Source organism: Cellulosimicrobium sp. MI9406, assembly GCF_040595865.1.
GTDB lineage: Bacteria > Actinomycetota > Actinomycetes > Actinomycetales > Cellulomonadaceae > Cellulosimicrobium > Cellulosimicrobium funkei.
Genome location: NZ_JALIZI010000004.1, coordinates 241,315 through 265,565, shown reverse-complemented (window position 1 = coordinate 265,565; position 24,251 = coordinate 241,315). Strand labels below are relative to the sequence as shown.

Sequence of the window (24,251 nt, the reverse complement as noted above, 5' to 3'; positions counted from 1 at the left end):
CTCCCCCAAGGTTCCCACGGTCCGGCGCCTCGTGGGGGACGGCCGGCACCCGGCCCACGGCGGTGCGGGGCGGCGCGGGGCGGCGCCGATGAGGGACGATGGGGTCATGCCCCAGCCTGACGACGCCGCCCCCGGTCCCGACGCCACCACCCCCGTGCCCGGACCCGACGCCGGTCCCGACCCGGTCGCGCCCGGCGGCCCCGCCCCGCAGCACGCGCTCGCGCTCGCGGTGCACGAGATCGAGTCGCACGCGGCCGACGCGGGCTGGGACGTCCCGCCCCGGCTCTTCGCGCTCGTCGGGACGGCGGGCGCCCTCGGCGCCGACCCGACGCTCGCCGACCGGCTCCCGCCCGACGTCGTGGCCGCGGCCGAGGCGGACCCGTACCACCTGCTGTCGATCGAGCAGGAGGGCTTCGCCGTGGACGGCGACCTCGAGGACGGGCTCGCCCGCGTCGCGTGGCCGGCGACGGTCGACGGCGCCGCGCTCGTCGTCGAGCGGATCGTGCTGCCGCCGGCCGCCGAGGAGGGCGTCCCCGACGACCCGGACGCCGCGCTCGACTACCTCACGAACCACCCTGACCGGCAGGACGTGCGCCTCGCCGTCGGCGTGCTGCGCGACGGCCCCACGTGGTGCGCCGTCCGCTCGCGCGCCCACGACTCGGCGACGGACGTCGCGGGCGGACCGGACCTCGTGCCGGGGCTGGTCGAGGCGCTGCGCGCGACGCTCGAGGACTGACGGCCCGCGGCGTCGTCAGCCGCGCGCCTCGCACGTGGGCAGCGAGTCGCCCTCGCCCGCGCCGATCGCCTCCATCGCCGCGCGCGCGTCGGCGAGCGTGGAGACCGCCGCCACGTGCAGGCCGTCGGGCACGTTCCCCACGACCTCGGGGCAGTTGGCCTGCGGGGCGAGGAACCACGTCGCGCCGTCGCGCAGCGCGCCGTAGAGCTTCTGCTGGATGCCGCCGATCGGCCCCACGTCGCCCTCGACGCTCATGGTGCCCGTGCCCGCGATGACGACGCCGTTCGCCTCGTCCTCGGGCGTGAGCTGGTCGACGATCCCCAGCGCGAACATCGTGCCCGCGCTCGGGCCGCCGATGTCCTCGATCTGGATCTCGACGTCGACCGGGAAGTCGAACGCGGGGTCGATGAACACGCCGAGCAGCGCGGTGTCGCCGCCGTCGGTCGTCGCGACCGTGAGGTCCGTCTCCGCGCTGTCGCGCTGCACGCGCAGCGTCACGTCGTCGCCCGGGTCGACCGCCGCCAGACCGTCGATGAGGTCCTGGTACGTCCGCACGGGCGTGCCGTCGAGCGCGACGATGACGTCCCCCGGCTCGACGACGCCGTCGGACCCGCTGTCCGGCACCGTCCCCTCGACCGTGAGCGTGGCGGGCACGTCGTACCCCAGCTCGGTGAGCGCGGCGACCGTCGCGTTCTCCTGCGAGCTGATCATCTCGGCCTGGCCCTGCTGCTCGGTCTCCTCCTTGGTGCGGCCCGTCGGGAAGACCTCCTCGACGGGGCGCACGCTGCGCGACCGGTCGAACCACCCCTGCACCACCTGGCCGAGGTTCACCGGGTAGCCCGGGCCGCCGGCGACGGACACGGTCGTCAGGAGCAGCTCGCCCGTCGAGTCGTACGTCTCGGCGCCCGTGATCGAGATGAGGGGTGTGCCGTCCTGCTGGCCGAGCGTGTCCTCCGTCGGGCCCGGCGACCGCACCGCGTACGGCGCGGGAAGGATCGCGAGGCCCGCGACGAGCAGCGTCGTCGCGAGCAGGGAGATGCCGAACGTCAACGACCGCCGGGTCACGGGCGGCGGGTCGTGCTCGTCCTCGGTGAGGAGGGCGTCGAAGGAGGGGGCGTCGCTCACCGGGACATCATCCCCGAGGTTGCTGGGATCTCCCTGCCGACGGCGTGGACGCCGCCCGGGAGCCGCCCCTACGGGCGGCGCGAGCGGGCCTGCCGCCAGACGGCGGCCGTGCCCAGGACCGCGACGGCCGCCCCGGCCGCGCCGAGCGCCGCGGCGTCCCGGCCCCCGAACCGGCGACCCCCGACGCCCGTGCGGCCGCGCACCTCGGCCAGGAGCACCTCGAGCGCCGCGGCGCCCGACCACTCCGGGCGCCACCCGGCGTCGTGCAGGCGCCGCGCCGAGACCGACCACGGGTGCACGACGAACGCGAGGTCGTTCGCCGGGGACGGGAGCGCGCCGACCCGGTGCAGCCGCTCGGCGGCGCCGAACGCCGTCGCGGGCGGGAGCTGCACCGTGCGCATCCCGGCCGCCGCGGCCACCGTCTCCGAGTCGAGCGCGTCGGGCTCGCCGTCGCGCACCGGCCCGGCCGTCAGACCGCCGACGAGACCCTGGTCCAGCGCGACGCGCACCGCGCCCACCACGTCGTCGACGTGCACGAGCTGCCACGTGCGGCCACCGCCACGCACCGTGAGCAGGCGCGGGGCCTCGAAGTGCCGCGTGAGCACGGTGTCCACGCCCGGCCCGACGACGACCGCCGGCCGCACGAGCGCGAGCGGCACGCCGTCGAGCGCGTCGCGCAGCGCGTCCTCGAACGCGACGAGGTCGCCCGCGAAGCCGGGCCCGTCGTCGGCGGCCACGGGGTCGTCGTCGTCGATGACGCCCCGCTCGGGCGACGCGCCGTGCACCGCGGCCGACGACACGGCGACGACGTGCTCGATCCCCGCCGCGACCGCCGCCTCCCCCGCACGCCGGCCCAGGAGCGCGAGGCGCGCGCGCTGCTCCGCGTCCGTCCGGGCGCGCGGCGTCCCGAACTCCCCCGCGGGCGCGACCACGACGAGACGGCGCGCCCCGGCGGGCCAGACGAGCGCGTCCACGGGCGACGCCTCGGCGGCGCCCAGGCCCGCGCGCACCGCGTCCGCGACCTGCCCGACGCCGACGACCACCACCGGGTCGGGGTCGGCGACCTCGTCCGCGGGCATGGTCACCGCGCTCGCCGTGGGGTCCTCCCCCGGACCGGCCGGGGGCTCGCCCGCCGCGGGGAGCGCCTCGCTGCGCCGTGAGCGAACCCGGCCCTCGGACATGGCCCAGCCCCCGTTCTCGGCGCTCGATCGTGGTTACGGTGATCACCGACGCTACCGTGAGGAGTCGCCATGAGCAGCCTTCCCCCCGACCGCACGCCCGGACCGGACGACGACACGCCCTTCGACCCGCGGTTCGAGGAGCTGCTCCGCTCGATGCTCGGGCCCGACGCCGACGAGGCGCTGCGCGAGCTGCGCGCCCGCGGGCTCGACCCGCAGGCGCTCGCCGCGGGCGGCGCGGCCGACCCGCAGCTCTTCCAGCACGTCCTCGCGCAGGTGCAGCGCATGCTCGCGACGCCGAGCGACGGCCCGGTCAACACCGACGTCTCGCACGACGTCGCGCGCCAGGTCGCCGTCGCCGAGGGCGACCCGTCGATCTCGCCGGCGCAGCAGCGCGCGGTCACCGAGGCGCTGTCCGTCGCCGAGCTCTGGCTCGACGCGGTCACCGACCTGCCGCCGTCGGGCGGGAAGAGCCAGGCGTGGAGCCGGTCCGAGTGGGTCGAGCACACGCTCCCCGCGTGGAACGAGCTCGTCGCCCCGGTCGCCGCGTCCGTCGCGGACGCGCTCGCCACGGTCCTGCGCGACCAGCTCCCCGAGGGCATGGCGGACGACACCTCCGCCCTGCCGGGCGTCGGGTTCACCCTGCCCGGCCTGCCGGCCGGTGCGCTCGGGCTGCCCGCGGGCGACCCGGCCGCGCTCATGCGGCGCCTCGGCTCCGCGGTGTTCGGCATGCAGGTGGGCCAGGCCGCCGGGACGCTCTCGCGCGAGGTCTTCGGCGCGACCGACGTCGGGCTGCCGCTGCTGGACCGCCCCGCGACGGTCCTCCTGCCGACGAACGTCGCGGCGTTCGCCGAGGGCCTCGACGCCCCCGCCGAGGAGGTCCGCCTCTTCCTCGCCCTGCGCGAGGCCGCCCACGCGCGCCTGTTCACGCACGTGTCGTGGCTGCGCGGGCACCTGCGCGGGCTCGTCGACGCCTACGCGCGCGGCATCACCATCGACCTCTCCGCGCTCGAGTCGCAGCTCGCCGACGTCGACCTCGCGGACACCGACGCGCTCCAGCGCGCGCTGTCGGGCGGCGTCTTCGGCCTGCAGAACACGCCCGAGCAGCAGGCGACCCTGCTGCGCCTCGAGACGACGCTCGCGCTCGTCGAGGGCTGGGTGGACGAGGTGACCGCCGTCGCCGCGCTCCCCCACCTGCCCCACGCGGTCCCGCTGCGGGAGATGCTGCGCCGTCGTCGGGCGGCGGGCGGGCCCGCGGAGCACACGTTCGCGACGCTCGTCGGCCTCGAGCTGCGCCCGCGGCGCTCGCGCGACGCGGCCGCCCTGTGGGCGCTCATCGCGGCGCAGTCCGGCGCGGGTGCGCGCGACGCTGTGTGGGACCACCCCGACCTGCTCCCCGACGGGACCGACCTCGACGACCCGTCCGGCTACGAGGGCCGGCGCGCCGCGACCCGCGCGGAGGAGGCCGACGTCGACCGCGCGCTCGAGGAGATCTTCCGCGCCGCGGAGGGGTCACCCACCACTGAGTCGGCGCAGGCGACGGCCGACGGCTCGGACGACGACGCCCCGGTCGCCGACGGGTCCGCGGACGACCCGGACGCGGCCGGACCGACGGACGACGGCGGGACGGGCGAGGCGACCGGCCAGGGCGGCGCGCCGCGCTGACCTGACCTGGGCGTCAGTTCCCGGCGTCCGCGGGCGGTGCCGCGGTTTCCGCGGCGCCGTCCCCCGCCTCGACGTCGCCCGGCTCGAGGTCCGCGTCGTCCGGCTCGAGGTCCGCGTCGCGCGAGAACGACACGCCCTCCAGGAATCCTCGTGCCCGCTCGGTACGCGGGTAGGCCTCGAGGAGCTTCCAGAACCCCGGGCCGTGGCCGGCGTGGAGCAGGTGCGCGAGCTCGTGCAGCAGCACGTAGTCGAGCACCCAGGACGGCATCCCCCGGACGCGCGTCGAGATGCGGATCGTGCCGTCGATGAGCGTGCACGAGCCCCAGCGGCGGTCCTGGTTCCCCGCCCACCGCACGCTCGTGGGGCGGGCGCGGCCGTCCAGGTACTTGTCGGACAGCTCGACGGCGCGGCGCGCCAGCTCGGCGTCCGACGGCCGCCGCCGACGCTCGGAGTCGGCGAGGCGGTCGAGCATGCGCTGGACCCACTCGCGCTCCTGCGCGCGCGTGAACCGCGCCGGGATCGCGACGATCGTGCGCTCGCCGTCGCGGTAGGCGCTCACCGTGCTCTTGCGTCGGCGGCTGCGGCGAACCTCCACGATCGTCTCCCGGACCACGCCTCAGACCGTAGTGGTTCTCGCCACGAAATGGCAGGGGCACGCCCGGAGTGGCGCGCTCTCCCGCGACGTTCGGTCGAGCGGACGACGTGGAGACCTGTGGCGACGGCAAAGAAATCCTCCCCGCGGGACCATCGCGAGGAGCCTGTGGACAACCGTCGGCGCGCCTCGGGGCCGTGCCAGGCTGACGGCGGGCGGCCGGTCGGGCGCCCGGACGACGAACGGACGGAGGAGCCGTGCAGCGACGACGCGTGCTGCGACCCGAGGCGCCGCTCCTGCGGCGGGGCCCCGGCGAGGTGCAGGTCGGCTCCGACCCCCGGTGGTCGGTGCGGCTCACCGGGCTCGACGCCGACGAGGAGCGCTGGCTCCGCGCGCTCGCCGGGCCCGCGCGGCGCGGCGACGCACCCGACGTCCCGGGCTCCCCGGCGCAGCGCACGCGCCGCGCCGCGCTCGTCCGCCTGCTCGACGAGGCGCACCTCCTCGTGGCGGCGCGTCGGCGCCGGCCGGCGTCGCCCGCCCCGGGTCACGGCGCGGCGGATCTCGCGGTGCTGTCGTCCCTGCTGCCCGACGGCGCGGGGCACCGCGTCCTCGCGGCGCGCGCCCGGGCGACGGTCGGGGTCGTCGGGCTCGGCCGGGTGGGTGCCGCGCTCGCCGTCCACCTCGCGACCGCGGGGGTGGGCGTGCTCGTGCTCGACGACCCGGGCACCGTGCTCGCCACGGACGTCGGAGGCGGGGCGTACCGGCTGCGGGACGTCGGGTCGCCGCGCGAGGGCGCAGTGCGGCGGATCGTCGAGGAGGTCGCCCCGGGCGTCGTGACGGCCTCGACCCCGGTCACGCCGGAGGAGGCACGGGCACCCGCGCCCGACGTCGTCGTCGTGGTCGAGCACGGAGCCGCGGACCCGGTCCGGGTCCGGAGGTTGGTGGGTGCAGGGGTCGCGCACCTGTCGGTCGTGGTGCGCGAGGCCGACGTCGTGGTCGGGCCGTTCGTCCGGCCGGGGCTCGACCCGTGCCTGACGTGCGCGGACCTGCACCGCGCGGACGTGGACCCCTGCTGGCCGCAGGTCGCGCGACAGCTGCGCGAGGCGTCGGTGCACCGGGGCGAGGAGACGCTCCTCGCGGCGTCGGCGGCGGCCGTCGCGCTCGGTCAGGTCCTGGCAGCCCTGGACGGGCTTGTGCCCCGCGCAGCCACGGCCGGCATCGAGATTCCTGCTCCCGATGCCGTGCCGCGGCTGCGCGGGTCGAGCCGCCACCCGCGCTGCGGGTGCGGCGAGCTGGCGCGCACGCCCCCGGACGGGGCGCCGCTGCCCATGTCAGGCCGCCGTCGAGGCGCCGACTGACGCCTCGGTCCGCGCGGCCTCGTGGGCCTGGCGCTCGGCCTCGCGGGCGAGCACCTCGGCCTTGCTCGGACGGCCGCGGCCGCGCTTGCGCGCGACCACGACGCCGTCCACGAAGACCTCGCCGCCCCAGACGCCCCAGGGCTCGCGGCGCTCGACCGCACCGGCGAGGCAGCCCTCGACAAGCGGGCAGGTGCGGCACAGGGCCTTGGCCTCCTCGACCTCGGCGGTGCGCTCGGCGAACCAGAGCTCCGGGTCGTTGGTGCGGCAGGGCAGCAGGCCCGCGAGCAGGCGGTCGAACTCCGCGGAGTCGTTCTCGCCGAGCGGCGTGGCCAGCGGTTGGTGGGGGACCCAGGGGCCGGATCCCCCCTGAGCGGTGATGTTGTCGAGCAGCGCGGTGAGCCGCACGATGTCCTCCAGTGATGTCCTGTCGTGGGTGTGAACGTCGTCGTCACAGGACCCTGAGGACAGCGGCCCCGTCTCGTGGAGACGGGTGGTGCCGGTGATCCTCATCGGCGGACGTGCTCGGAGAACACGAAGGCCGCGGGTCCTAGAGGGACTCCGCGGCCTGGAAGGGTCCGGTCGGTCAGACCGGGTTCGTCCTGGGGGCGGAGTCGGGAGCGGGGCGGGCGATGAAGGTGCCGCCGCGGTGCGCGATGGCACGCGGACGGAGCTCTCCTGGCGTGCCCGTGTACACGGACGCGTGATCCAGCAGGTTCGCCATGGCGATCTGGTTGTTCATCAGCTCTCCCACCCCCTCTCTCCATCAGGCGCCCGCCTCTCGGCGCGCCCCTTCCCAACAGGACTCGTCGACCATATGCCGCCCTTCGCAGGAGGCACAACTTATTTACGGGAATTTCTTCGACGAGTTCACCCGGCCCTCGTCGAGGGCCGGGCAGAGCGCCTCGTCAGCCCTCCGCACGGCGCACGATCTCGAGGATCGTGGCCCCGTACCGCTCGATCTTCGCGGGCCCCAGACCGTTGATGCGCGCCAGCCCGGCCGGGCTCGTGGGGCGCGTCTCGGCGATGGCGGCGAGCGCCGAGTCCACGAGCACGGTGAACGCCGGCTTGTCCGTCTCCTGCGCGACCTGGCGACGCCACTCGCGCAGCTCCTCGAACAGCGCCTGGTCGTACTCCCCCGTGAGCCGGACCTTCGCCTGCCCGGCGCGAGCACGCCGCGGCCCGCGCGCGCCGGGCTCGTCGGGCCAGAGCCCGTCGAGGAAGCGCGTGCGCCGGCGCGTCGCCCGGCCGCCCGGGTTGCGCGAGCGCGCGAACGAGAGCTCGAGGTGCTCGCGCGCCCGCGTGATGCCGACGTAGAGCAGCCGGCGCTCCTCCGCGACCGCCTCGTCCGTCTCGGCGAGGGAGATCGGCATGAGCCCCTCGCTCATCCCCGCGAGGAAGACGGCGTCCCACTCGAGCCCCTTGGCCGCGTGCAGCGACGCCAGGGTGACGCCCTCGACCGTCGGGGCGTGCTGCGCGGCGGCGCGCTCGTCGAGCTCGGCGACGAAGGCCGCGACGGTCGGGGCCGGGGCGTCGGACGCGGCGGCGAGCCCCGCGACGTCGTCGGCCAGCGCGACGAGCGCCTGCGTGGACTCCCAGCGCTCGCGCGCCGCGCCGCGCGCGGCAGGCGGCGCCGGGGCCCAGCCCGCGGCGGCCAGAACGTCGCGCACCGTCTCGGGCATGGGGACGTCCGGGTCGGCGGAGCGCGCCGCGCCGCGCAGGAGGACGATCGCGTCGCGCACCTCCTTGCGCTGGAAGAAGCGCTCCCCTCCCCGTACCAGGTAGCCGATGCCCGCGTCGGCGAGCGCCGACTCGAAGGCCTCGGACTGCGCGTTGGTCCGGTAGAGCACGGCGATCTCGCTCGCGCGCGTGCCCGCGGCGAGGAGCCGCCCGATGCGCTGCGCGATCCCGCTCGCCTCGGCCTCGTCGTCGTCGTACGCGGTGAAGGCGACGGGCGGCCCGGCCGGCCGCTGGGCGACGAGCTCGAGCGCCTGGTGGGCGCCGCCCGCGCGGCCCGCGCGCGCGAGGAGCTGGTTCGCGAGGTTCACCACCTGCGGCGTGGAGCGGTAGTCGCGCACCAGGCGGATCACCTGGGCCTTGGGGTGCGTGCGCGAGAACGTGAGGAGGTGGTGCGGCGTCGCGCCGGTGAACGAGTAGATGGTCTGCGACGGGTCCCCGACGACGCACAGCTCGTCGCGCCCCCCGAGCCACTGGTCGAGCACGAACTGCTGCAGGGGCGACACGTCCTGGTACTCGTCGACGACGAAGTGGCGGTACTGGCGCCGCACCTCGTCGGCCACCGTGCCCTGCGTCGCGAGCATGTCGCCGAGCATGAGGAGCACGTCCTCGAAGTCGATGACCGACCGCTCCGTCTTCACGTCCTCGTAGGCCGTGAGGAGGCGCGCGACGGTCTGGTGGTCGTAGCCGGCCGGGGGCTCGCGGTCGATCGCCTCGCACGCGCGGACGTAGTCGTCGGCGGTGACGAGCGAGACCTTGGCCCACTCGATCTCGGACGACAGGTCCCGCACCGCGACGCGGTCCACCCCAACGCCGAGCCGCCGCGCCGACTCCGCGACGACGGGCGCCTTGTGCTCGAGGATGCGCGGCGGCGCCCCGCCGACGACCTTGGGCCAGAAGTAGCCGAGCTGGCGCAGCGCGGCCGCGTGGAACGTGCGCGCCTGGACGCCCGTCGCGCCGAGCTCGCGCAGGCGTGTGCGCATCTCGCCCGCCGCGCGCGCCGTGAACGTCACGGCGAGCACGCTCGTCGGCACGTACACGCCCGTGCGGACCCCGTACGCGATGCGGTGCGTGATCGCGCGCGTCTTGCCCGTCCCCGCGCCGGCGAGCACGCACACGGGCCCGCGCAGCGCGACCGCGACGTCGCGCTGGTCGGGGTCGAGCGCGTCGAGGATCTCGTCGGCGGAGCGGTGGGCGAGCGGGCGTGAGACCGGTGGCGTGGACATCACCCGCGATTCTCGCAGCCCCCGGTGACACGCGGGCGGGGAACAGCCCGCGCTCCCCCGGTGTTACCGTCACGACCCGACCGCCCGCGGCACGCGCCGCCCGGAACCGCAGCAGGAGAGCCCTCGATGAGCACCGCCCCGACCCTTCCCGACGCCGGCTCGATCGTCATGTACTCGACGACCTGGTGCGGGTACTGCCGCCGCCTCAAGACGCAGCTCGACTCCGCGGGCATCGGCTACACCGAGGTCAACATCGAGGAGACGCCCGGCACCGCCGAGTTCGTGGAGTCCGTCAACGACGGCAACCGCACCGTGCCGACCGTCGTCTTCCCGGACGGCTCCGCCGCGACGAACCCGTCCCTCGCGGAGGTCAAGAAGCGCCTCGCCGCCTGACGCGGCCGCAGGAGGGCCCGGTCCGGACGTCCGGACCGGGCCCTTCCGCGTCCCCGAGCACGGACGGCCCGACGGCGGTGCGCCGCGCCGCCCCTCGCCGCCCGCCGCTCTGGGCCACCTGGGCCACCCTCAGTCGTCGGCGAGGCGCGCGCCGAACCAGTCCTCGACGAGCGCCCGCGCGATCGACGACCGGCCCGGCAGCAGCACCTCGCCCGACCGGACGGCGTCGGCCAGCTCGGCCCGCGTGAACCAGCGCGCGTCGGTGAGCTCGACGCCGTCCACGTGCAGCTCGGTCGTCAGCGCGCGCGCCGAGAACCCGAGCATGAGCGAGGCGGGGAACGGCCAGGGCTGGCTCCCCCGGTAGGCCACGTCGCCGACGACGACGCCCGCCTCCTCCGCGACCTCCCGCCGCACCGCGTTCTCGAGCGACTCCCCGGGCTCGACGTAGCCCGCGAGGGTCGAGAACCGCCGCTCCGGCCAGTGCGCCGCGTGCCCCAGGAGCAGGCGCTCGTCGGCCCCCTCGCCGTGCACGACCGTCATGATGACCGCCGGGTCCGTGCGCGGGTACAGCTCGACGCCCTGGGCCACGCAGCGGCGCGTCCAGCCGCCCTTCTCGACGGTCGTCCGACCGCCGCAGCGCGGGCACCGCGGGTGGTTCGCGTGCCACGCCGCGAGCGCGACCGCCTCCGTCGCGAGCCCCGCGACGGGCGCCCCGACCTCGCCGACGAGGTCCCGCAGCCCCGACCACGTCCGCTCGCGCGCGAGCACGGCGAACGGCTCGGAGGCGTCCACGCCCTCGATGTCGACCTCCTCGGCGTCAGCGTCGTCGGGCAGGACGAGCGCGAGGTACGCCGTGCCGTCGCCCTCGCCGAGGAAGAGCCAGCGGCCCTGGTCGTCGTCGGTCGCCGGGTCGACGTCGCGCAGCTCGGCCGGATCCAGGAGGGCGACACCGTCCGCCGCGCCCGGGCCGCCGAGCGCGAGCCGGCCGCGGTGGACCAGCAGGACGCGCGTCGTGGGCTGCGACCGCAGCGTGCGCACGAGGTCCGGCTCCGCGCGGCGGTGCTCCGCGCGGTCGACGAACGCGCCGTCGAGCGGCAGCGGGAGGTGGTCCAGCGGGGTGCGCGGCAGGGCGCCCGGCCCGGGGGCCGTGCCGGTCCCGGCGTCGGCCGGGGTGCCGGGCGGCGCGGTCGTCGGTCGGTCCGGGGCCGCGGCGGGGTCGCTCGTGCCCGACGACGGCCGGGCGGCAGAGGTGCTCACCCCCCGACCGTAGGCCACCCCCGGCCGAGCCACCCGCCTGCGCGCGGCGCCGCGGGGCGGGGTGCGGCGTCGGACGGCGTGGGTCGACCGGGCGCGCGCGGGGACCGACTACCGTGGTCGCGTGCCTCGCTCTCCGTTGACCCTCGCCGCGCTCGCGACCGCCGCCGTGCCCGGCCTGGACGCCCGCAGCGCGCGGCCCGTCGAGGACCCGGGCGACTACGACACCGCCGTCGTCACCGACGCCGACGGCGCCCGCTGGACCGTGCGCGCACCCCGCAGCCTCCAGGCCGGCGCCGCGCTCGAGGCCGAGGCGGAGCTGCTGGGCTCGCTGCAGCACTACGCCGAGTCGGGGGTGCTGTCGTTCGCCGTGCCGCGCGTCAGCGGCACCGCGCTCCTGCCCGAGGGCGGGCGGGCCGTCGTGCACCCCGCGCTCGAGGGCGAGCCGCTCGACGTCGACAGCCTGCGGCCCGGACCGGGGCTCGCGGCCGACCTGGGCCGCGTGCTCGCGTCGGTCCACGAGCTGCCGCGCGCGATCGTCGACGACGCCGGCCTGCCGGGCTACGAGGTCGAGGAGTACCGCGCGCGCCGCATGGCGGAGCTCGACGAGGCCGCGGCCACGGGCAAGGTCCCCCCGACGCTCCTGCGCCGCTGGGAGACCGCGCTCGAGGACGTCTCGCTGTGGCGGTTCCAGCCGGTCGTCGTGCACGGCGACCTGGGCCCGGAGCAGGTGCTCGTCGCCCGCGGACGCGTCGTCGCGGTGACGGACTGGGCGAGCGCGCGCGTCGCGGACCCCGCCGACGACCTCGCGTGGCTGCTCGTCTCGGCACCGCCCGAGGCCGTCGACTCGATCATGGAGGCGTACCAGCTGCGCCGTACCGAGCTCACCGACAAGCACCTGCTCGACCGCGCGCTCCTCGTCGGCGAGCTCGCGCTCGCGCGCTGGCTCCTGCACGGCGTGCGCAACGGGCTCGACGACGTGGTCGCCGACGCCCTCGACATGCTGGCCGACCTCGACGAGGCGACGCAGGACGCCGACGACTGAGGCGTCGCCGGCTCAGTCGGCGACCAGCAGCGCCTCGATCTCGGCCTCGCCCAGCAGGCGGCGCGGACGCACGGTCTCGTCGGACGCGACGTAGTAGAACGCGGCGTTCACCTTCTCGAGGGGCACCCCCGTCCAGCGCGACCACGCGAGCCGGTAGACCGCGAGCTGCACCTCGCGCACGCTGCGCGCCTCCGGGTCGGACGGCGCACGCCCCGTCTTCCAGTCGACGACCACGACGGCGTCGCGCGCCCCGCCCGCGTGCTCCGGGAGCTCGGGGAACACCGCGTCGATGCGCGACCGCAGGACCGTCGACCCGACGGGCGTCTCGACGTCGACCTCGACCGCGACCGGCGTGCGCGTGGCCCACGCCGAGGCCAGGAACGTCCGCTGGAGCGTCTCGAGGTCGGCGTCGGGGTCGAGGTCGTCGTCGTCCGCCCCGGGGAGGTCCTCGACGTCGAGCAGGGACGACGTCGTGAAGTAGCGCTCGGCCCACAGGTGGAACCGGGTGCCCCGGCGCGCGTGGACCGTGGGCTCGACCGGGACCGGGCGGCGCAGGTGGAGCGCGTACTCGTCGCGGTCCGCCGCGAGCCGCACGAGGCTCGACGCCGAGACGTGCGCCGGCAGCTCGACCTCCCGGCCCGAGCGCTCGGCGCGCTCCGCGAGCAGGACGCGCGCGAGCGCGACGAGGTCACGGCCCTCGGCGTCGACGAGGACTCCGGAGGGCGCCGTGAGCCCGGCGGGGCCGCCCGTGCCGTCCACGCCCCCCTGCCCGGGCACGGCGTCGACCGCCCCGGCCCCGGCGTGCGCGGCACGGTCCGCCGCGCCACGCCTTGCCGCGTCACGCTCGGCTGCCGCACGCTCGGCCGCCGCACGCTCGACGGCCGCCGCGGTGTCCCGCAGGACGGACCGCGCCGACCCGCCGGGAGCGTCGTCGGGCACAGGCCACGTCCCGGTCACCTCGACGTCCTCGAGCGGGTTGGAGTCGTCGGGGCCGGGAGGTGCCGACCACCCGTCGGCCGTCACGACCCCCGCCTCGACGAGCTCGACGAGGAACGGAGACAGCGCGCGCGGCCGCGATCCCGTCTGCCACCAGGACGCCGTGAGGTACAGCTCGCGCCGCGCGCGCGTGAAGGCCACGTAGGCGAGCCGTCGCTCCTCGGCGAGCTGGTGCTCCCCGCTCGCCGCGCGGAACTCGTCGCGCCGCGCCACGAGCTCCTTCGTGTCCGCGGCGAGGTCGAAGCGGAACTCCGGCAGGTCGGCGGCGTCGCCGCGCAGCGGGTACGGGAGCTGGCTCACGTCGGTGAGCCAGCCGCTGTCCGCGCGCACCCCCGACGACGACTGCGCAGTGGTCGGGAACACGCCGTCCACGAGCCCGGGCACGACGACGACGTCCCACTCGAGGCCCTTCGCGGCGTGCGCGGTGATGACCTGCACCGCGTCCGGGTCGGGCTCGCGCACGGGCAGGTCGAGCCCGTTCTCCCGGGTCGAGGCGACCCCGAGCCAGGCGAGGAACGCCCCGAGCGTCACGACGTCCGCCGTCTGCGTGAACGTCGCGGCGACGTCGCGGAACGCGTCGAGGTGCTCGCGGGCCCGGTCGCTCACCGCCTCCGGGTCGACGAGCCGCCGCGACGCGAGCAGCGCCTCGTTCGTCACGGCCTCGACGTCGAGGCCCAGGGCGCGCTCCGCCTCGACGACGAGCTCCGGGAGCGACAGGTAGGTGAGGCCGCGCAGCGCGCGCAGGGTCCGGGAGAGCGCCGAGAGCCGCGCGTGGCCCTCCGCGGAGAGCGTGCGCCCGTCCGCCGCGGGCTCGCCCGGGTCCGGGAGGTCGTCGAGCGCGTCGACGATCGAGCGGTGGTCGGCCACGTCGCCCTCGACGACCACGAGCCCCGACTCGGCGTCCTCCGCAGCGGGGGCGCGACGGCGCGCGCCGAGCGCGCCCTCGAGCCGCGCGAGATCCGCCGCGCGGCTCCCGAGCGCGTGCAGGTCGGCGGCGCCGAGGTTGAGCCGTGGCCCGGTGAGGAGACGCACGAGCGCGTCGCCGCGCGAGGGGTCGTGCACGGCCTCGAGCAGCGCGACGACGTCGACGACCTCGGGCGTCGTGAGCAGCCCGCCGAGTCCGACGACCTCCACGGGGAGCCCACGCCGCCGCAGCGCGACCTCGACCGCGGCGAACTGGCTGCGCTTGCGGCACAGCACGGCCGCGGTGACGCGCCCCCCGGGCGCGCTCGCCGGGCGCCAGCGCGCGGCGACGCGCTCGGCCACGGCCGCGGCCTCCTCCTCGGCGGTCGCCGCCACGTGCGCGGCGACCGCGCCCGGGCCCGCGCCGGGGCGCAGCGCGAGCGGCGGCACCTCGACCCGGTCGCCCCGGCCGCCGGCGACGGCACCGCGCAGCGGACCGGCCGTGACGTTCGCCGTCGCGAGGACGGCGGCGTCGTTGCGCCACGACGTCGAGAGGAAGCGCACGGCCGAGCGGTCGCCGCCCGCGCGCGGGAAGCGGTCGGGGAACCGCGCGAGGCCGCCCGCGCTCGCGCCGCGCCACCCGTAGATCGACTGGTGCGGGTCGCCCACGGCCGTCACGGGGTGCCCGCCGCCGAACAACCCCGCGAGGAGCTCGACCTGCGCGTGCGACGTGTCCTGGTACTCGTCCAGGAGGACGACGCGGAAGCGGGCGCGCTCGGTCTCCCCCACCACGGGCACCTCGCGCGCGAGCCGCGCCGCGAGCGCCACCTGGTCGCCGAAGTCGAGGGAGTCGGTCGCGCGCTTGCGGCGGCGGTACTCCGCGACGACGTCGAGCAGCCGGACCCGTTCCGCGACGTCGCCGACGAGCTTCTCGACCTCCTTGGTCCGGGCCTTCTGCCGCGGACCGAGCGGGAGCGCGTCGAGCTGCTCGACGATCTCGGCCAGGCGGTCCCGCGCCTCGGCGGGGTCGAGGAGGTGCTCGCCGAGCGCGCCGGAGAGGCCGAGCACCGCCGCGACGACCGTGCTCAGCGCGCGGTCGGTGCCCAGGTCGTCGTCCCAGGACTCCACGACCTCGGACGCGAGCTGCCACTGCTGCGCCTCGCCGAGGAGGCGGGCCCCCGGCTCGACGCCGACGCGCAGCCCGTGGTCGCCGACGAGCGACGCGGCGTACGCGTTGTACGTCGCGACGGTCGGCCGGTCGAGCAGCGAGAGCGCCGACGCCGCCCCGCCCCGGGCGCGCGCGAGCTGGGCGAGCCGCACCTGGACGCGCTCCGCGAGCTCCCCCGCCGCCTTGCGCGTGAACGTGAGGCCCAGCACCGCGTCCGGAGGGACGAGCTCGTTCGCGATGAGCCAGACGACGCGCGCCGCCATCGTCTCCGTCTTGCCCGAGCCGGCCCCGGCGACGACGAGCGTCGGCTCGAGCGGCGCCTCGATCACCTCGACCTGCTCCGGGGTCGGGCGGGGACGTCCGAGGAGGTCGGCGATCCGCGTCGCGGAGAGCGTCGGCTTCGGCGGCTCCGCCGCCCGGTGCCCGTCGCCCGGGGCGTCGGCGCTCTCGACCGGGAGGCCGTCGGCCGCGACGAGACGCACCGTCGGCCCGCTCGCGCCCGCCTCCGGGAGCTCGAACAGCTCGCTGCTCACGCCACCACCCTCCTGCCCTCGGGCTGCACCGGGCACGCCCGGCGCACGGGGCACATCTCGCACAGCCCGTTCTGGCGGGCGGTGAACGTCGCCGCCGACATGGTGCCGGCGGCCTCCTCCACGAGGTCGCGCGCCCAGCTCGATCCGTCGGGCTCCGGCTCCAGCGCGGGCTGGGCCACGACGGCAGGGCCCACGTGGGTGCTCCCGACGTAGACGAGCTGCGCGCCCGCGCTGCGCGTGCCCTCCGGCACGTCGAGCGCGCCCGCCTCGACCGCGAGCTGGTAGGCACCGAGCTGGGGGTGCTCCGCGCCCTCCGCCTTCGTGGCGGTGCGCCGACCGGTCTTGAGGTCGACGACGCGGACCTTGCCCTCCCCCGCTGCCTCGACCCGGTCGATCGTGCCGCGCAGCCGGGCGCGGCCGACGGTGACGTCGAACGACGGCTCGACGAGGAGCGGCTCGCCCGCCTGCGCGACGTAGGCCGCGAGCTTCTCCACCATGCGCTCGGCCCGGCGCCGGAGCTGGCGCGCAGGCCAGCCGTCGGGCAGCGCGAGCTCCGCCCACCGGCGGTCGAGCTCCGCGCGCAGCTCGGCGAGCGACCCGGACGGGTGGGTCTCGGCGATCGAGTGGACGAGCGTGCCGAGGCTCTGGTGCGTCGCGTCGGGCGCCGTCCCGCCGGCCGCCTCGAGCGACCACCGCAGCGGGCACGTCGAGACCGTCTCGACCTTCGAGGGCGACACCGTGACGGTCTCCTCCGCACCGCGCAGCGGCGCCGTGCTCGACACGCCCGCCACGCCGTACCACGTCTCCGGGCGGGCCTCCGCGACGCCGAGCGCACCGAGGTCCGCCAGGAGCGTCGCCGCCGCGACGGCGCGCTCGTCCGGCCCCGACGCTCCGGCGCCGCCGGCCTCGCGCGCCGCGGCCTCGACGAGGACGCCGCGGGCCGCGGCGACCAGCCCGCGCAGGTCGAGCGGCGCCCCGACGCGCACGTGCCTCCGCTCGGCGGGCTCGACCTGCCCGCCCCCGACGTCCGCGAGCCCCGGGCCGACGGGTGCGCGTCCGACCGGCGCCGGACCGGAACTCGCCGCGGGACCGGCGGGTACCGGGCCGGCGCCCGCCGCGGGTGCGCCCGGGCCGTCCTGGGGACCACGCCCGTCGGGACCGTCCGTGCCGTCGGGGCCCTCGGGCGCCGACGGCGGCACGACGAGGTCGCAGAACACCGACGGCGCCTCCTCGGCGTCCTGCACGGCCGTCACGACGAGGCGACGCGTCGCACGCGACGTCGCGACGACGAAGGCCCGCAGCTCGTCGGCGAGCACCTGGGCGCGCGCCTGCGAACCGACCCCGTGCGCGTCCTGGGCGCGGCCGGCGAGGAGCTCGACGAGCGCCTGCGAGCCGAGCAGCGAGTCGCGCAGCCGGAGGTCGGGCCACACGCCGTCCTGGACGCCCGCCACCACGACGACGTCCCACTCGCGCCCGGCCGCACCGGCCGGGGTGAGCGCCGCGACGGCGTCGGCCCCGCTCGCGCTCGCCGCGAGCGAGTCGGCGGGCAGGTCCTGCGAGGCGAGGTACTCGACGAACGCCCCGGCGGGCGCGCCCGGCATGCGGTCGACGAACGTCTCCGCGGCGCGGAACAGCGCGAGCACCGCGTCGAGGTCACGGTCCGCGCGCGCCCCGGCGGGGCCGCCGTCGAGCGCCGCCGAGCGCCAGCGCTCCGCGAGACCGGTCGCGGCCCACACCGCCCACAGGACCGTCTGCGCCGTCGCGCCGGGCTCGGCCGCCGCAGCCCGCCCCGCCGCGAGCGCCCGGGCGACCGCGACCGGCCCGCGGCGCACCGTGGGCGGGAGCGTCGCGGCGCGCGCCGGGTCGAGGAGCAGCTCGACGAGCAGCGCGTCGGACGAGCGCCCGCCCCCGCCCTCGAGCTCCTCGGCCCGCAGCGCGCGGCGCAGACGGCGCAGCGCGACGACGTCGAGCGCGCCCACGGGCGACGTGAGCAGCGCCGCCGCGGTGAACGGGTCGAGGGCCTCGGGGTCCTCCGCGTCGGCGACGCACACGCGCACGGCCGCGAGGAGCGGCGCGACCGCCGGCTCGTCGCGCAGCGGGACGTCGGAGCCGAGCAGCGTCACGGGGACCGAGGCGGCGACGAGCTCGCGGCGCAGCGCCGCGAGCCGCGTCCCCGTGCGCGCGACGACGGCCATCCGGTGCCAGGGGGTGCCGTGCAGCAGGTGCTCCGCACGCAGCTCCCGGGCGACGAACGCGGCCTCCTGCGCGACGGCCGAGAGCACCGCGACCTGCACGGGCGGGGCGCCGGGGCCGACGTCGGCCGCCTCGCCCGGACGCCCGTCGGCGGCGCGCGGCGCGGCGCCACGGTGCACCGCCCCGGCGACGGTGCCGACCTGCGCGGTCACGCGGCGGGTCACCTCGCGCAGCGGCGCGCTCTGGCGCCAGGCGGTGCCCAGCACGGCGACGCGCGCGCCCAGCTCGCCCCGGCGCGCGCCGTCCCGCCGTGCCGGGGCGGACGCCCGGCCCACGAGCCCCGGGCTCGCGCCGCGGAACGTCTGCACCGCGGCGTCGGGGTCGCCGAGCAGCACGAGGCGCGCGCCGTCGTCGTGCAGCACGTGCAGGAGGCGCGCGGTCGCGACCGTCGCCTCCTGGTAGTCGTCGACGACCACGAGGTCCCAGCGCGGCCGGGCGGCGTCGGGCACCTCGTCGTCCCAGGCGAGCAGGGCCTCCGCGGCCTCGTCGACGACGATCGCCGGGTCGAACCGCGACCCGGCGTCGGGCGTGCCCGTGCGCAGGGCGGTGACGTCGAGGTACTCCGCGAAGAGCTGGGCGCCGAGCGACCACTCCGGGCGGTCGTAGCGCTCGCCGAGGGCGGCGAGGTCGGCCGGGGTCAGGCCGCGCTCCGCCGCGCGCATGAGGAGGTCGCGGAGCTCCTGGCGCAGCCCCCGGAGACCGAGCGCCTCCTCGGGCAGGCCCGCGGGCAGCGCGAGCGGGGTGCCGAGGTGCGCGAGGCCGCCGTCGAGGTGGCCCTCCAGGAGCTCGGCGAGCACGAGGTCCTGCTCCGGGCCGGAGATCAGCGTGGGGGCGGGCTCGCCCAGCGCGGCCGCGCGCTCGCGCAGGACGGCGAAGGCCGCGGACGCGGCGGTGCGCACCAGAGGCGCGCCGACCGTGCGGCGCGCGCGGGCCGACAGGCGGTCACGGAGCGCGGCGGCGGCGCGGCGCGACGCGGCGAGGAGGAGCACGCGCTCGGGCGCGACGCCGTCGCGCAGGGCCGCGAGCACGACCTCCTGCGCGACGAGGGTCTTGCCCGTCCCGGGTGCGCCCACCACGAGGGTGGCCCCGGGGCCGGCCGCGGCGGCGAGCGCCGCGCGCTGGGAGTCGTCGAGCACCGCGTCGGCCTCGAGCTCGCGAGGCCGCGCGACGAGGCGGGGGGCGGTCGTCGTCCGGGGCACGGACCCGATCCCATCACGCGCCACCCACACCGTCGTGCGCCCGGCGTGGCGTGGCGCCGGGCGGTTACGGGACGGGCCAGCCGTTCGTCAGGCAGCCCTGGGCCGAGATGGACTGCTGGACCATCACCGGGGCGACGGCGCCCGGCGCGGGGCAGTCCTCGTGGCCGTGGCCGAGCACGTGCCCGACCTCGTGGTTGACGAGGTACTGCCGGTACGTGGCGAGGTCGTCGCCGAAGTCGGGCGCCCCGAGGACCCAGCGCTCGAAGTTCAGCACGGCAGCACCCGTGACCGAGTTCCCGCACGAGTAGCGGCTCTCGGTCGCCAGCGGGGCGCACAGGCGGTCGGTCGTCGCGGGGCTCGCGAGCACGACCCGGATCGACGCGTCCTCGGCCGCCGTCCGCGAGAACGTCACGCCGTCGGGGACCGACCAGCCGCGCGGGTCGTTGAGCGTCGTGAGCACCGCGGCGGCGAACACGTCGCCGTCGACGGGGAGCCCGGCCTCGACCTCGACCCGGACGGAACGGACGGTGCCCGTCCCGGGCGCGGGGCTCTCCCCCGGCACGACGACGAGCGAGCCGCCGAGGTCCGGCGCGACGACGACCGTCCCGAGCAGGCCGGAGCCCGGCTCCGCGACCGGGGCCTCGGGCGTCTCGACGGGTGCCGGCTCAGCGAGGGGCTCGGGCGCCGTCGTCGGGACGGGCTCGGGCGCGGTGACCGCGTCCGGGCGCGGCGCGATCGGGCCGAGGAGGCCCGGGCCCCGCTCGACGGCGCCCGCGCGCTCGACGGACGACCGGCTCACGGCCGCCGACTCGTCGCGCTCCGGGGCCGGCGGCTCCACGCGGACGTCTGCGGCGGGAGCGGCCGCGGTGCCCGCCGCCCCGCCCAGGTCCCAGACCTCCGCCGTCGCCGCACCGCCGCCGAGGCCGACGACGAGGCACGCGGCGACCGCGGCCCCGTGCCGCAGACCCGTCGCGCGACCCCCGGCACGGGCGGTCGAGAGGCGGTTCGGGGGGGTATGTCTGTCGGGCACCCGCCCATCGTCCCACTCCTCGCGACGCGAGGTCGACACGAACCGCGGTTTCCGTATCCTCCCCCCATGGGAGCCACCGAGGGACGCACGCGCGGCGCGGCCGCCGCTCCCCCGGGACTGCGCACCCGGATGCCGCGCGACGAGCGCCGCGCGCAGCTCCTCACGATCGCCGAGGAGCTCTTCGCCTCCCACGGCTACCACCACATCTCGATGGACGACATCGCCGACCGTGCCGGGGTCGGCAAGCCCGTGCTGTACCGGCACTTCCCGTCGAAGCTCGACCTCTACCTCGCGATCGTCGACGACCAGGGCGAACGCCTCGTGGGAGCCGTGCACGCGACGCTGGACCCGTTCCGCGAGCCCGCGCCGGGGAACCGCGCGGGCGACCTCGACGCCCTCGCGGTCGACGGGCTCGCCGTGATCGAGGGCATCGTGCGGGCCTACGTCGCCTACGCGCGCGCGGCGGGCCGCTCGGCCGCGCTGCTCTTCGAGTCCGACGTCATGCGGGACCCGGTCGTCCGGGCGCGCGTGCTCGCGCCGGACACGACGATCGCCGGCGCGTTCGCCGACGTGCTCGTGCGCATCACGGACCTCGACGCCGACGAGGCGCTCGTCGTCGCCCGGACGTGCACCGCCGTCGGGCGGGCCGCCGCGACGGAGGTCGTGCGCCCGGACGGCGGCGCGACGGCCGACGACGTCACCCGGCTCGTGCCGCGCCTCGTGTGGCGCGGGGTGCGCGGCATGCTGCGGCGGCCGCTGTCGGGCGCCCCCAGCGCGCCCGGCGGGTCGGCGACGGGAATCTGACTACTATCGATCGCGTTGTCGCCGGTGGGACGCCCGCCGGCGGCCCGAGGCCCGTCGTCGCTGCGCCTGGCGCAGCCGCTGTGAGGAGAGCTGAGTGGAAGTCACGATCGGTGTGCAGAACCTGGCCCGTGAGATCGTCGTCGACACGGACCTGACCGCCGAGGCCGTGGCCACGGCGGTCGCCGACGCGCTCGGCGGCGCCCCCGCCCTCGAGCTCACCGACTCGCGCGGTCGCCGCGTGATCGTCCCGACGGCGTCGCTCGGCTACGTCGAGATCGGCACCGAGGAGCAGCGCCGGGTCGGCTTCGGCTCGCTCTGAGCCTGCAGGTCCGAGCGTCGGGCGACCCTCGGGGCCCCGACCGTCACGTGCCGCCGTCGCGCCCCCGGGCGCGGCGGCGGCTTCGTCATGCCGCGAGGCCCAGGCGGTCCATCCGCCGGGAGTGCTCCGCCGTGAGGCGCGCGAACACCCAGGACTGCGTCGCGGGGGCGGGCCCGCTCCCGCCGCCGGCGGCGACCGGCTCGGCCCCCGCCGCCACGAGCCGGGCGAGCGCGGGACGCCTGGACAGCACGTCGCCGACGACGCCGAGCGCCTCCCCGACGAGGCGCCGACCCCACAGCGCGAGGCGCGACGCGAGCACCGGATCCTCGGCGGCGACCTCGGCGATGACCGGGGCGTAGCGCTGCGACGGGGTGTCGTGCGTGAGCGCCTCCACGACGACGTCGCGCGAGCGCTCGTCGAGACCCTGTGCCGCGAGGAGGCAGAAGTCGTCCGCGACGCCCTGGCCCACGTAGCCCTTGAGGATGCCCTCCCACCACGTGCTCGGCTTCGTGCGCGCGTCGAAGTCGTCGAACAGGCCGTCGAACGGGCTCATGCAGTCCGCCGGGTCGCCGCCCAGCTCCTCGACGCGCACGAGCACGCGCTCCTGCCGGTCGAGCATCGCGGCCGCGAGGCGGGACAGGGCCTGGCGCTGGCGCAGCGTGGGCGCGTGCGCGGCGTCGCCCGCGAGGCGCCCGAAGCTCGCGAGCTCGGTGTACGCGACGAGGCCGAGCAGCTCCACCGCGTCGGTGTGGTCCGCCGGGGGCAGGGTCGTGGGGCTCGCGTGCTCGGCGTCGCTCATCGGGCCAGGATAGTTCTCCGATATCATGGCCGACGTACATCGGTTGCCCGGTCGTCCAGACCTCACGCTCGTCACGCGTACGACGACGGCACGGCACGGTCCGCAGCGCGGGCCTGGCCACGACATCCCACGATCGGCTGCCGGCCACGAGGTGCGCACGACCGCGACCGGGAACCTCCCCGGCTCCGGGCCCCGACGGCCCGCCGACGGTCGCGCGTGCCCGAACGAGACAGAGGCACCAGTGACCACCACAGACGCCACCACCACCGACGCGACGCCGGACGTGAGCGCGGACGCGACGTCCGTCGCCGCCAGCGTCCACGCGGACAACACGACCTTCGCGGACTTCGGCGTGCGCCAGGAGATCGTCGACGCGCTCTCCGACGCGGGCATCGTCCAGCCCTTCCCCATCCAGGCGATGACGCTCCCCGTCGCCATGTCCGGCCACGACATCATCGGCCAGGCCAAGACCGGCACCGGCAAGACCCTCGGCTTCGGCGTGCCGCTCCTGCACCGCGTCGTCGCCCCGGGCGAGCCCGGCTTCGACGAGCTGCCCTCCCCCGGCAAGCCGCAGGCGCTCGTCGTCGTCCCGACGCGCGAGCTCGCCGTCCAGGTCGCGAACGACCTCACCACGGCCTCGAAGCGCCGCTCGGTGCGCATCGTCCAGCTCTACGGCGGTCGCGCCTACGAGCCGCAGGTCGAGGCGCTGACGCGCGGCGTCGAGGTCGTCGTCGGGACGCCCGGCCGCATGATCGACCTGATGAACCAGGGCCACCTCAACCTCACGCGCGCCGCGACCGTCGTCCTCGACGAGGCGGACGAGATGCTCGACCTCGGGTTCCTCCCGGACGTCGAGAAGATCCTGGCGCGCACGCCCGCGCAGCGGCACACGATGCTCTTCTCGGCGACCATGCCGGGCGCCGTCGTCTCGATGGCGCGCCGCTACATGAAGCAGCCGACGCACATCCGCGCGAACGACCCGGACGACGGCGGCCAGACGGTCAAGAACATCGAGCAGGTCGTCTACCGCGCGCACGCGCTGGACAAGGTCGAGATGCTCGCGCGCATCCTCCAGGCCGAGGGTCGCGGGCGCACGATCGTGTTCGCGCGGACCAAGCGGACCGCGGCGAAGGTCGCGGACGAGCTCGTCGACCGCGGCTTCGCGGCCGGCTCGATCCACGGCGACCTGGGCCAGGGCGCGCGCGAGCAGGCGCTGCGCGCGTTCCGCAACGGCAAGATCGACGTGCTCGTCGCGACCGACGTCGCGGCGCGCGGCATCGACGTCGAGGACGTCACGCACGTCGTGAACTACCAGTGCCCCGAGGACGAGAAGACGTACCTGCACCGCACCGGCCGCACCGGTCGTGCGGGCAACAAGGGCACCGCGGTGACGTTCGTCGACTGGGACGACATCCCCCGCTGGTCGCTCATCGACAAGGCGCTCGACCTCGGCATCCCCGAGCCGGTCGAGACGTACTCGAGCTCGCCGCACCTGTACACCGACCTGCACATCCCCGAGGGCACGAAGGGCCGCCTCCCGAAGGAGCGCCGCACGCTCGCGGGGCTCGAGGCGGAGGAGATCGAGGACCTCGGCGAGACCGGCAAGCGGCACACGCCCGCGGGCGGGTCGCGCGGTCGCCAGGGCGGCCGGTCCGACGGCGGCCGTGGCCGCTCCGAGGGCGAGCGGGGCCGGTCCGGGGGCCAGGGCCGCTCGGGCGGGCGTCGCGGCGAGACAGAGCGCACGGGCGCTCGCGCCGAGGGCGAGCGCACCGAGGCGGCCGAGGGCGCCCCGGCGACCGAGGGCGGGGAGCGCCGCCGTCGGTCCCGCAGCCGTCGCCGCACGCGCGGCGGCCGCCCGGTCGAGCAGCAGGGCGGCGGCGCCGAGGCGACCGCCCAGCCCGCCGAGTAGTCGCTCCACGGCCCGACGCCGGACCCCGGGTC

19 protein-coding genes are annotated in these 24,251 nt (G+C 77.2%); 8 read left to right on the top strand and 11 right to left on the bottom strand.

The genetic code is table 11. The features are described from left to right. Positions 1 to 106 precede the first annotated feature (106 nt). Positions 107 to 736, top strand: a complete 630-nt coding sequence (locus MT994_RS09345; RefSeq protein WP_354805996.1) for a PPA1309 family protein — start codon at positions 107 to 109, stop codon at positions 734 to 736. A 15-nt stretch (positions 737 to 751) separates the two neighbouring features. Here the strand turns inward: MT994_RS09345 and MT994_RS09340 are convergent, their stop codons facing one another. Both MT994_RS09340 and MT994_RS09335 read right to left on the bottom strand, forming a co-directional pair. Continuing rightward, a complete protein-coding gene (locus MT994_RS09340) occupies positions 752 to 1,861 on the bottom strand; it encodes a PDZ domain-containing protein (protein ID WP_354805995.1) in 1,110 nt (369 codons plus the stop codon). Positions 1,862 to 1,929: 68 nt separating this feature from the next. After that, the gene (locus MT994_RS09335) at positions 1,930 to 2,940 is read right to left on the bottom strand and encodes an NAD-dependent epimerase/dehydratase family protein (protein ID WP_228485398.1); all 1,011 of its coding nucleotides are present in this window, start codon (positions 2,938 to 2,940) and stop codon (positions 1,930 to 1,932) included. A 171-nt stretch (positions 2,941 to 3,111) separates the two neighbouring features. Here MT994_RS09335 and MT994_RS09330 point away from each other — a divergent pair, with 171 nt between their 5' ends. Continuing rightward, positions 3,112 to 4,704, top strand: coding sequence for a zinc-dependent metalloprotease (locus MT994_RS09330; protein ID WP_354805993.1), 1,593 nt, complete (start codon positions 3,112 to 3,114; stop codon positions 4,702 to 4,704). A 13-nt stretch (positions 4,705 to 4,717) separates the two neighbouring features. On the opposite strand, the gene MT994_RS09325 is transcribed toward MT994_RS09330, so the two are convergent. Next, on the bottom strand, positions 4,718 to 5,317 hold the full coding sequence (locus MT994_RS09325) for a YgjP-like metallopeptidase domain-containing protein (RefSeq protein ID WP_232322607.1): 600 nt from the start codon (positions 5,315 to 5,317) through the stop codon (positions 4,718 to 4,720). Positions 5,318 to 5,553: 236 nt separating this feature from the next. Between MT994_RS09325 and MT994_RS09320 the strand changes: the two genes are divergently transcribed. Next, complete coding sequence (locus MT994_RS09320) at positions 5,554 to 6,654, top strand: ThiF family adenylyltransferase (RefSeq protein ID WP_354805992.1); 1,101 nt, start codon at positions 5,554 to 5,556, stop codon at positions 6,652 to 6,654. Here MT994_RS09320 and MT994_RS09315 read toward each other — a convergent pair. From MT994_RS09315 to MT994_RS09305, 3 genes are all read right to left on the bottom strand, one after another. Beyond that, complete coding sequence (locus MT994_RS09315) at positions 6,628 to 6,987, bottom strand: WhiB family transcriptional regulator (RefSeq protein WP_206153811.1); 360 nt, start codon at positions 6,985 to 6,987, stop codon at positions 6,628 to 6,630. The genes MT994_RS09320 and MT994_RS09315 overlap by 27 nt on opposite strands. 250 nt (positions 6,988 to 7,237) lie before the next feature. Continuing rightward, positions 7,238 to 7,393, bottom strand: coding sequence for a hypothetical protein (locus MT994_RS09310; RefSeq protein WP_157464294.1), 156 nt, complete (start codon positions 7,391 to 7,393; stop codon positions 7,238 to 7,240). 166 nt (positions 7,394 to 7,559) lie between these two features. Continuing rightward, positions 7,560 to 9,614, bottom strand: a complete 2,055-nt coding sequence (locus tag MT994_RS09305) for an ATP-dependent DNA helicase UvrD2 (RefSeq protein ID WP_194522237.1) — start codon at positions 9,612 to 9,614, stop codon at positions 7,560 to 7,562. 126 nt (positions 9,615 to 9,740) lie between these two features. Here MT994_RS09305 and MT994_RS09300 point away from each other — a divergent pair, with 126 nt between their 5' ends. Beyond that, on the top strand, positions 9,741 to 10,007 hold the full coding sequence (locus tag MT994_RS09300; RefSeq protein ID WP_354805991.1) for a mycoredoxin: 267 nt from the start codon (positions 9,741 to 9,743) through the stop codon (positions 10,005 to 10,007). 129 nt (positions 10,008 to 10,136) lie between these two features. Here MT994_RS09300 and nudC read toward each other — a convergent pair whose 3' ends face one another. Then, entirely contained in the window at positions 10,137 to 11,264 is a 1,128-nt protein-coding gene (gene nudC / locus MT994_RS09295; RefSeq protein ID WP_354805990.1) for an NAD(+) diphosphatase, read from the bottom strand. Positions 11,265 to 11,385: 121 nt separating this feature from the next. On the opposite strand from nudC, the gene MT994_RS09290 reads away from it, so the two are divergent. After that, entirely contained in the window at positions 11,386 to 12,306 is a 921-nt protein-coding gene (locus MT994_RS09290; RefSeq protein WP_076405353.1) for a phosphotransferase, read from the top strand. A 12-nt stretch (positions 12,307 to 12,318) separates the two neighbouring features. On the opposite strand, the gene MT994_RS09285 is transcribed toward MT994_RS09290, so the two are convergent. From MT994_RS09285 to MT994_RS09275, 3 genes are all read right to left on the bottom strand, one after another. Continuing rightward, positions 12,319 to 15,906, bottom strand: a complete 3,588-nt coding sequence (locus MT994_RS09285) for an ATP-dependent DNA helicase (protein ID WP_354805988.1) — start codon at positions 15,904 to 15,906, stop codon at positions 12,319 to 12,321. After that, entirely contained in the window at positions 15,903 to 19,358 is a 3,456-nt protein-coding gene (locus MT994_RS09280; protein WP_354805987.1) for a PD-(D/E)XK nuclease family protein, read from the bottom strand. Before MT994_RS09280 ends, MT994_RS09285 begins: the two co-directional genes overlap by 4 nt. A 64-nt stretch (positions 19,359 to 19,422) precedes the next feature. Next, a complete protein-coding gene (locus MT994_RS09275) occupies positions 19,423 to 20,388 on the bottom strand; it encodes a DUF3152 domain-containing protein (RefSeq protein WP_308820686.1) in 966 nt (321 codons plus the stop codon). A 66-nt stretch (positions 20,389 to 20,454) separates the two neighbouring features. Here MT994_RS09275 and MT994_RS09270 point away from each other — a divergent pair, with 66 nt between their 5' ends. Next, positions 20,455 to 21,192, top strand: a complete 738-nt coding sequence (locus tag MT994_RS09270; RefSeq protein ID WP_086148870.1) for a TetR/AcrR family transcriptional regulator — start codon at positions 20,455 to 20,457, stop codon at positions 21,190 to 21,192. A 94-nt stretch (positions 21,193 to 21,286) separates the two neighbouring features. Then, complete coding sequence (locus tag MT994_RS09265; protein ID WP_034654117.1) at positions 21,287 to 21,511, top strand: DUF3107 domain-containing protein; 225 nt, start codon at positions 21,287 to 21,289, stop codon at positions 21,509 to 21,511. Between the two features lie 85 nt (positions 21,512 to 21,596). On the opposite strand, the gene MT994_RS09260 is transcribed toward MT994_RS09265, so the two are convergent. Beyond that, on the bottom strand, positions 21,597 to 22,310 hold the full coding sequence (locus tag MT994_RS09260; RefSeq protein WP_061266904.1) for a ferritin-like fold-containing protein: 714 nt from the start codon (positions 22,308 to 22,310) through the stop codon (positions 21,597 to 21,599). Positions 22,311 to 22,593: 283 nt separating this feature from the next. On the opposite strand from MT994_RS09260, the gene MT994_RS09255 reads away from it, so the two are divergent. Beyond that, positions 22,594 to 24,219 carry a DEAD/DEAH box helicase gene (locus MT994_RS09255; RefSeq protein ID WP_244550463.1) on the top strand — a complete coding sequence of 542 codons (1,626 nt, stop codon included), beginning with the start codon at positions 22,594 to 22,596 and terminating at the stop codon, positions 24,217 to 24,219. Positions 24,220 to 24,251 lie beyond the last annotated feature (32 nt).